Here is a 7,880-nt window from a genome sequence, read left to right as displayed (position 1 = left end):
GGGCGGGTGCCGGCCCGTTCGGCCCGGGTCCGGCCGGGAGCGGCGCGGGGCAGTCGTCCGGGTGGCCCCGGTTCCGGTCGGTTGAGCGGCACCACTTGTCAATGTTCGGTGGGCTGGAGACCCGTTCGGGGGACGGCGGGTGAACAGTCGCCCGTTCGCCGGTGCGCGGCCCGGCCGGTGCGCCATAACGGAGGGGCCCCGCCACGGAGGGGCTCCTGGCCGACTCCACCCGAGGACCGCCCATGCCGATCAGCAACTACGGCGTGCTCGCCGCCACCGCCGTCGACCGGCGCCGCGAGGGCGCCACCGACACCCCGCACTACCAGATCCACCTGCGCGACGCGGACGGCACCGACTACCGCGCGGCCGTCAACGTCCTGTCCCAGCAGTCCCCTTCGGACCTGCTCTACCTCGCGGACGAGGACTTCCGGCACCCGGTCACGGGCCTCCTCCCGCCGCCCGGCAGCGGCTGGACCGAGCTCCCCTCCCGGCCCGCCACGGCGAGCCTGGACTTCGTCCGCGGGAAGCTCTTCGACCACGCGGCGATGCGGGTGCTGCCGCCGGACCTGCCGGGCCCGAACAACGACCTCGCCGACCTGCTCGACCACTACGTGCAGCGCGCGATCGCCGATCCGGCCGCCGCCGTCTACCTGTTCGGGCAGCGCTTCGGGCCCGAACCCGGCGTCCCGGACAAGGTGTTCGGCTTCCTGCCCGGCAACGGCGTGCACGACGTCCACATGAACCAGGGCAACTCCGGCCGGTTCCGCACGGACGACGGGGTGTACCAGGACGGCGCCGTGCTGATCCACCTGCCGGACGAGAAGCGCTGGACGGCGGTGTTCCTCGCCTTCCAGTCGCAGTCCTGGCACACCGACGACCGCACCGGCCACGCCCTCCCGGTCGGCGTCCCTCGCCCGACCCGGGCGCCGCGGCAGGCGCCCACCGTCAGTTCGTGATCGGCGGGTTCGGCCGGGTCAGCCCCCGGTCGTAGGCGAAGATCACCGCCTGGACGCGGTCCCGGGCGCCGATCTTCGCCAGCACCCGGCTCACGTGCGTCTTGACCGTCGACTCGGCCAGCACCAGGCGCCGGGCGATCTCGCTGTTGGTCCAGCCGTGGGCGATGGCCACCAGGATCTCCCGCTCCCGCTCGGTGAGCGCGTCCAGTCGCGGGTCCTCGACGGGCGCGGCACCGGGCGGGCGCACCGGCAGGTGGTGGGCGTAGGCGTCGAGCAGGCGCCGGGTGATGGCGGGGGCCACCACGGCGTCGCCCTCGGCGACGGCGCGGATCCCGGCGAGCAGTTCCTCCGGGCGGGCGTCCTTGAGCAGGAAGCCGCTGGCCCCGGCGCGCAGCGCGGCGTGCGCGTACTCGTCGAGGTCGAAGGTGGTCAGCACGAGGATGCGGGAGCGTCCACCGGTGGCGACGATCTGGCGGGTGGCCTCGATGCCGTCCATGCCGGGCATCCGGATGTCCATCAGCACGACATCGGGGCGCAGGTCGGCGGTCAGCCGGACGGCCTCGGCGCCGTGGGCGGCTTCGCCGAGCACCTCGGTGTCGGGCTGGCTCTCCAGCAGCATGCGGAAGCCGTAGCGCTGGAGTGGCTGGTCGTCCACGATGAGGACGGTGGTCACGTGGGGCCGCCTGTCGGGTCGGGGGTGAGGTCCAGTACGGCCTCCACGGTCCATCCTGCCCCAGGGCCGGGGCCGGCCGTGACCGTCCCGCCGTAGACGGCCGCGCGCTCGCGCATACCGGCCAGGCCGTGCCCCTCGCCGTCCGGGCGGGCGGCCCGGCGGGCGCCGCCGGGCGGGCCGCTGTCCCGGACCAGCACCCGCAGCCGGGTGGGGTCGGTGGTCAGGGTGACGTGCGCCCTGGTGTCGGGCCCGGCGTGCCGGAGGGTGTTGGTGAGCGCCTCCTGGACGATGCGGTACGCCATCAGCTGGACGCCCCGGTCCAGCCGGTCCAGGTCGCCGCGGACGGTGTACACCACCTGCGGGCCGGCCGCGCGGATCCGGGCGCACAGCCCGTCGAGGTCGGCGATGCCGGGCTGCGGGTTGAGCTCGGCGGCCCGGTCGCCCTGGTCGCGCAGCACGCCGAGCATCCGGCGCAGTTCGCCGAGGGCCTGGCGGCTGGTCTCGCCGATCAGCTGCAGCGCCTCCCGGCCGCGCTCGGGCGAGGCCTGGGCGGCGTAGGCGCCGCCGTCGGCGAGCGTGACGATGACGGACAGGTTGTGGCCGATGATGTCGTGCATCTCACGGGCCACCCGGGTGCGCTCGGTGGCGGCGGCGAGCCGGCTGCGCTGGTCGCGTTCGATCTCCAGCCGGGCGGCGCGTTCGCGCAGGCCGGCGAGCTGGGCGCGGCGGATGCGCACCGCGATGCCCAGGGCGACGGCCGCGACGGCGGCGCTGACCAGGAAGAACAGCGCGTCGCCGATCGGCAGCCCGCCGCCGGAGACCTCGACGGCCACCAGGGCCATGGCGCCCACCATGACGGCGCTGGACCAGGCCAGGTGCCGCAGTCGGCCGTGCAGGGCCAGGCTGTACAGGGCGACCAGCAGGGCGACGTCGGCGCGCAGGACGACACCCCACGACCACTGGAGGACGAACACCGCCATGATCGCGGCGAACGCGGCGGTGGGGCTCCGGCGGCGCCACAGCAGCGGCAGCACCAGGCCCGCCTGGAGCGCCAGCGCGGTCGGCAGCGGCGCGCGGACGAAGACGATCCGGTGCTCGCGCGGGGCCTCGCGGTGGCCGGGGAAGAGGTCGGGGAGGCAGAACATCAGGAAGACCACCGCGACCACGGAGGCGTCCAGCACCCAGGGGTGGGCGCGGTCCGCCTCGCGCACCCGCTGGCCGATCCGGGACAGCCGGGCGAACAGCGGGTGGCCGGACAGGGGATCGGCGCCCGCGAGCGGGTCTGCGGAGGTGGCGTGGGCCTCGCTCACCGTGGCGCCTCCCTGGTGGTGCGTGGTCGTGCGGTGGTCGTGCAAGCGGTGCGGCGCCGGTCGGTCCCGGCGCCGCACCGGAAGTGTCTCAGGCTTCGGCGCGCGACCGTGTGCGTGCCCACGGGCACGCGCCTCCCGGCTCAGGCGTCGGAGCGCACCAGCCGTACGGCGGCGCCCGCCAGGGCCAGAGCCGTCCAGCCGAGGAAGACCAGCAGGCCGGCCGTCGGCGAGAGGGTGGTCGCGTCGTGCTGGAGGGCGAACATCGCCTGGCCCGCGTGGCTGGGCAGGTAGGGGCCGATGTGGTCCTGCCAGGAGCTGGGCAGCAGCGAGGTCAGCCCGGGGATCAGCATCAGCGCGGCCACCAGGACGGCGATGCCGCCGGCCACCGAGCGCAGCAGCGCGCCGAGCGCGACGCCGATCACGCCGACCAGGGCGAGGTAGAACCCGGCGCCCAGCAGACTGCGGACCACCCCGGCGTCGGACAGGCCCATCGCGGCGCGGGTGCCGGAGAGGATCCCGCTGTCGGCGAGGAACACGACGAACACCCCGACGGTGCCCAGCACCAGCGCGATCAGGCCGTACACGGTGGCCTTGGACCACAGCACCGGCAGGCGGCGCGGCACGGCGGCCAGGGTCGAGCGGATCATGCCGGTCGAGTACTCGCCGGCCGCGACCAGCACGCCGAGGACGCCGAGCGCCAGCTGGGCGAAGTTGGTGCCGAACAGCGACAGGCTCAGCGCGTTCGCGTCGGAGAAGTCCCGGTCCATCGGGCGGCCCGAGGTGAGCCGCGACTTGAACTGGAAGGCGGCGATCAGGCCGAAGGCGACCAGGAACAGCAGGGCCAGGCCGAGGGTGATCCAGGTGGAGCGCAGCGACCACAGCTTGGCCCACTCCGAGCGCAGCACCCGCGCGGGCGTCACCTTGTAGGCGGGCCGGGCGGGGCGCGGTTCGGCGGGCGTGGCGGTCTGGCTCGGGGCGGTCGTCGTCATGCCGCGCTCCTCTGGGTCTCGGCGGCGGCGCCGGTGGTGGTCGTGGTGCCGTGGTACTCGACGGCGTCCCGGGTCAGTTCCATGAACGCCTCCTCCAGGGAGACCGCGCGCGGGGTGAGCTCGAACACCGCGATGCCCTGCTCGGCGGCGGTGAGCCCGATCTCACGGGCCGAGCGGCCGGTGACCAGCAGTTCCTCCGACCCGGTGCGGCCGGTGATCTCCACCCCGGGCCCGGCCAGGGCCGAGCGCAGCCGGACCGGGTCGGCACTGACCACCTTGACGACGTCGCCGCCGGCCTGGCGGACCAGGTCCTGCACGGTGGTGTCGGCCAGCAGCCGGCCGCGCCCGACGATGATCAGGTGGTCGGCGACCAGGGCGACCTCGCTCATCAGGTGCGAGGAGACGAAGACGGTGCGGCCCTCGGCGGCGAGGGAGGTGAGCAGGTTGCGGATCCACAGCACGCCCTCGGGGTCGAGCCCGTTGACCGGCTCGTCCAGCATCACCGTGGCCGGGTCTCCCAGCAGCGCGGCCGCGATGCCGAGCCGCTGCCCCATGCCGAGGGAGAACGCCCCGGCGCGCTTGCGGGCCACCGACTGGAGCCCGGTCAGCTCGATGACCTCCTCGACCCGGCGGCGCGGGATGCCGTGGGTGTGGGCCTGGGCCATCAGGTGGTTGAACGCCGAGCGGCCCGGATGGATCGACTTGGCCTCCAGCAGCGCGCCCACCTCCTGCAACGGTGCGGCGTGCTCGGCGTACCGGCGGCCGTTGACGCGCACCGAGCCGCTGGTGGGCGCGTCCAGTCCGACGATCATCCGCATGGTGGTCGACTTCCCGGCCCCGTTGGGCCCGAGGAACCCGGTCACCGTCCCCGGCCGGACCGTGAAGTCCAGCCCGTCCACGGCGGTCTTCTCCCCGTACCGCTTCGTCAGCTGGTGCGCCTCGATCATCGCTCGCCCTCATGTTCCGGGGCCGGGCCGTCCCGGCCGCCCACACCCTCCACGCTAGGCGCCGCCGGGGCCCGAACCGTGGCACCGCGGACTGATCGTCGAGCCGCCCGTAGTACCGCGGTACCACTCCCGGGGCCACCTCGGGGAGAGGCAACGGGTACGAGGTGACGGCGATGTACCTCGGCGAGAACGTCCGGGGATGGACGCGGGTCGCGCCCGCCGGGTGGGCGGGCGCGACCGGGTGGGACTGGCCGGAGTGCGATCGGGGTCAGTCCCAGGGGTTGGCGGGCTGGTCGTTGATGGCCGTCCAGAACCGGGTGCTGTTCGGGATGTTGCCGTAGGCCCAGAAGGTCCAGCAGCCGGTCTGCGACAGGTCCGGCCCGTAGCGGCCGTCGCGGAACTCCGCCTCGCGCCAGCCGGAGCCGAACGAGGCCTGGCAGACGCTGTCCGCCGCGGCCCGACTGTTGAGACGGGCACCCAGGACCGGCTGGCTGAGAGCGACCGTGCCCTGCGCCCAGCCGGTGTAGTAGCTGAGGCTGATCCCGGCCGGAGCCGGGCTACCGTCGACCTTGAGGCAGAGCACCGGCAGCGAGACCGACGGCGCGGTGTCGCCGCTGTAGGCGTTGCCGGAGGTTCCGACGCCGACCTGCACGGTGCCCTCCGGACCGGTGGCGAGGACGGTCCAGGTCATCCCGAGGTGGGTGGCCGGGCCCGTCGCGGCGCCGGCCGGGGCCGCCGTGAGCGGGATCAGGGCGGCCGCCGCCACCGCGGTCGCGGCGGCGACAGCCCTCTTCAGACGATTCATCAACTGCTCCTCGTACGCGGCGTGGTGGCACGCGGCCAGTGGGGCCTGAGGCACTGGGGCCGGGGTCAGTCCCAGGGGTTGGCCGGCTGGCCGATGATGGCCGTCCAGAACCGGGTGTTGTTGGGGATGTTGCCGTACGCCCAGAACGTCCAGCCGCCGCTCTGCGACAGGTCCGGCCCGTAGTGACCGTCGTGGAACTCCGCCTCGCGCCAGCCGGAGCCGAACGAGGCCTGGCAGATGCTGTCCGCCGCGGCCCGGCTGTTGAGGCGCGAGCCCTTCACCGGCTGGCTCAGGGCCACCGTGCCCTGCGCCCAACCGTTGTAGAACCCGATGCTGAGCCCATCAGGGGCCGGGCTGCCGTCGACGTTGAGGCAGAGCACCGGCAGCGACACCGAGGGCGCGGTGTCACCGTGGTAGGCGTCGCTGGGGCTGCCGCCCGGCCCACCGACCTGCACGGTGCCCTCCGGACCGTAGGAGATGACCGACCAGGTCATCCCGAGGTGGGTCGCCGGCCCGGTGGCGGCACCCGCTGGGGTCGCGGTGAGCGGGATCAGGGCGGCCGCGGCGACGGCTGTCGCGGTCGCGACGGCCTTCTTCAGACGGTTCATCGAAACTCCTGGGGCGTGGTTGGCGTCGAGTGACCGGCCGGGCTCGGCCGGAGCGGATCAGGGGCCGAGGCCTGCGTCAGTTCCAGGGGTTGGCGGGCTGGTCGTTGATGGCCGTCCAGAACCGGGTGTTGTTGGGGATGTTGCCGTAGGCCCAGAACGTCCAGCCGCCGCTCTGCGACAGGTCCGGCCCGTAGTGGCCGTCGTGGAACTCCGCCTCGCGCCAGCCGGAGCCGAACGAGGCCTGGCAGATGCTGTCCGCCGCGGCCCGGCTGTTGAGGCGCGAGCCCTTCACGGGCTGGCTCAGGGCCACCGTGCCCTGCGCCCAACCGTTGTAGAACCCGATGCTGAGCCCGGCCGGCGCGGGGCTGCCGTCGACGTTGAGGCAGAGCACGGGCAGCGAGACCGAGGGCGCGGTGTCACCGTGGTAGGCGTCGCCCGAGTTGCCGACCTGGACGGTGCCCTCCGGACCGTAGGAGACGACCGACCAGGTCAGCCCCAGGTGGGTCGCCGGCCCGGTGGCGGCACCCGCCGGCGTTGCCGTGAGCGGGATCAGGGCGGCCGCGGCGACGGCCGTCGCGGCCGCGACGGCCTTCTTCAGACGGTTCATCAACTGCTCCTCGTGCGCGGTGTGGTGTGACGCGACCGGCCGGTTTGACCGGTGCAGATCAACGATCTCAACCGGACGCACACAACTGTCATGAATCCGTCATTGATCCGTCACAGCTCAGCCTCATCCGCTCACGGCGGTGATCCGCGCGCCCCGCCTCAGCCCGTGAGCCAGGGCGCCTCGGGGAGCTTGGCGTCGGCGTCGCGCCCGGCGAAGTCCAGGGTGGTCGGGGTGCCCAGGCCGGGCAGTTGCATCGTCACCCGGCGCAGGGTGCCGTCGCCGTCGACCCAGTACGTCAGCGGCGACCGCGCTCCGTCGGGTGCGGAGCCCTGGGCGCGCGGGCCCGCGAAGCGGTCGTAGTCGCGGCCGTCGATCCGGTCCCGGCCCAGCCAGCGGGCGCCGGACTGGGCGAGCAGCAGGGGGTTGTCCGGCCGGTCCGCGCCGAGCTGGACGAGCAGTTGGAGCCCTGCGTCCAGCGGGTCGGCCGTGTAGGCGCGAGGCGACCAGCCCGGCCGGGGCACGCGCTCGGCCTGCTGCCAGGGCGGGGCGGCGTCGCCCGCCGGCTCGGGGGCCAGGCCGAGACCACCGCTGTCCCAGACGACCAGGCCGTGGTCGAACGGCCCGCTCGCGCCGCTGCTCCGGTAGCTGCCCGCGCCGCGGTGGGTGCGGTAGTCCAGCACGCCCTCGACCGTGACCCGCACTCCCCCGCCCTCGGCCGCCGTGAGCGTGACGGCCACCGGGCTGGCCTGGAACAGGTTCAGCCGGGACAGCGCCAGCCGGGAGGCCTCGTCGACGGTCACCGGCCGCTCGGAGGTCTCGTCGGAGACGGTCTCGTACACGGCGACGCCGCCCGCCGCCGCACCGCACACCGCGATCGCGACCAGCGCCGTCAGCCAGCGGGTGCGCCGGGGCCAGCGGCTCAGCCGGGGCGGGCGGGCCTGCTCGGTCGGCTTGGCCTGCCCACGCGGGCGGTCGCCGGTCTTCG

Annotated in this window: 9 protein-coding genes; 1 reads left to right on the top strand and 8 read right to left on the bottom strand. The window is 74.4% G+C overall.

The genetic code is table 11. From position 1 onward, the window contains the following. The first annotated feature begins 242 nt into the window (after nt 1-242). Nucleotides 243-956: a DUF2278 family protein gene (locus J0670_RS23260; protein WP_207813591.1), complete on the top strand. Its 714-nt coding sequence runs from the start codon at nt 243-245 to the stop codon at nt 954-956. Here the strand turns inward: J0670_RS23260 and J0670_RS23255 are convergent. The 8 genes from J0670_RS23255 to J0670_RS23220 form a co-directional block, all read right to left on the bottom strand. Then, nucleotides 946-1,629 carry a response regulator transcription factor gene (locus tag J0670_RS23255; protein ID WP_207813590.1) on the bottom strand — a complete coding sequence of 228 codons (684 nt, stop codon included), beginning with the start codon at nt 1,627-1,629 and terminating at the stop codon, nt 946-948. The two genes, J0670_RS23260 and J0670_RS23255, sit on opposite strands and share 11 nt — an antisense overlap. Then, nucleotides 1,626-2,939, bottom strand: coding sequence for a sensor histidine kinase (locus tag J0670_RS23250; protein ID WP_207813589.1), 1,314 nt, complete (start codon nt 2,937-2,939; stop codon nt 1,626-1,628). Before J0670_RS23250 ends, J0670_RS23255 begins: the two co-directional genes overlap by 4 nt. A gap of 140 nt (nt 2,940-3,079) precedes the next feature. Continuing rightward, complete coding sequence (locus J0670_RS23245; protein ID WP_207813588.1) at nt 3,080-3,928, bottom strand: ABC transporter permease; 849 nt, start codon at nt 3,926-3,928, stop codon at nt 3,080-3,082. Beyond that, on the bottom strand, nt 3,925-4,875 hold the full coding sequence (locus J0670_RS23240; protein WP_207813587.1) for an ATP-binding cassette domain-containing protein: 951 nt from the start codon (nt 4,873-4,875) through the stop codon (nt 3,925-3,927). Before J0670_RS23240 ends, J0670_RS23245 begins: the two co-directional genes overlap by 4 nt. Before the next feature lie 268 nt (nt 4,876-5,143). Then, the gene (locus J0670_RS23235; RefSeq protein WP_207813586.1) at nt 5,144-5,680 is read right to left on the bottom strand and encodes a hypothetical protein; all 537 of its coding nucleotides are present in this window, start codon (nt 5,678-5,680) and stop codon (nt 5,144-5,146) included. Between the two features lie 65 nt (nt 5,681-5,745). Next, nucleotides 5,746-6,288 (bottom strand): hypothetical protein, encoded by a 543-nt coding sequence (locus tag J0670_RS23230; protein WP_207813585.1) that lies wholly within the window; start codon nt 6,286-6,288, stop codon nt 5,746-5,748. Between the two features lie 76 nt (nt 6,289-6,364). Then, nucleotides 6,365-6,895: a hypothetical protein gene (locus J0670_RS23225; protein ID WP_207813584.1), complete on the bottom strand. Its 531-nt coding sequence runs from the start codon at nt 6,893-6,895 to the stop codon at nt 6,365-6,367. 158 nt (nt 6,896-7,053) lie between these two features. Beyond that, nucleotides 7,054-7,880, bottom strand: an 827-nt coding sequence (locus J0670_RS23220) for a hypothetical protein (RefSeq protein WP_307806652.1), incomplete at its 5' end; no start/stop codon positions are given.

The sequence above is a fragment of the Streptomyces sp. FH025 genome, from assembly GCF_017427025.1.
Taxonomy (GTDB): domain Bacteria; phylum Actinomycetota; class Actinomycetes; order Streptomycetales; family Streptomycetaceae; genus Kitasatospora.
The sequence above is the reverse complement of the archived record's forward strand: the minus strand, read 5'-3'. Positions and strand labels throughout refer to the sequence as shown.

Bases quoted from the DNA above. Each gene is read 5' to 3' on its own strand.
- J0670_RS23260 (WP_207813591.1), top strand. From the start codon at position 243: ATGCCGATCAGCAACTACGGCGTGCTCGCCGCCACCGCCGTCGACCGG.
- J0670_RS23245 (WP_207813588.1), bottom strand. From the start codon at position 3,928: ATGACGACGACCGCCCCGAGCCAGACCGCCACGCCCGCCGAACCGCGC.
- J0670_RS23240 (WP_207813587.1), bottom strand. From the start codon at position 4,875: ATGATCGAGGCGCACCAGCTGACGAAGCGGTACGGGGAGAAGACCGCC.
- J0670_RS23235 (WP_207813586.1), bottom strand. From the start codon at position 5,680: ATGAATCGTCTGAAGAGGGCTGTCGCCGCCGCGACCGCGGTGGCGGCG.
- J0670_RS23230 (WP_207813585.1), bottom strand. From the start codon at position 6,288: ATGAACCGTCTGAAGAAGGCCGTCGCGACCGCGACAGCCGTCGCCGCG.
- J0670_RS23225 (WP_207813584.1), bottom strand. From the start codon at position 6,895: ATGAACCGTCTGAAGAAGGCCGTCGCGGCCGCGACGGCCGTCGCCGCG.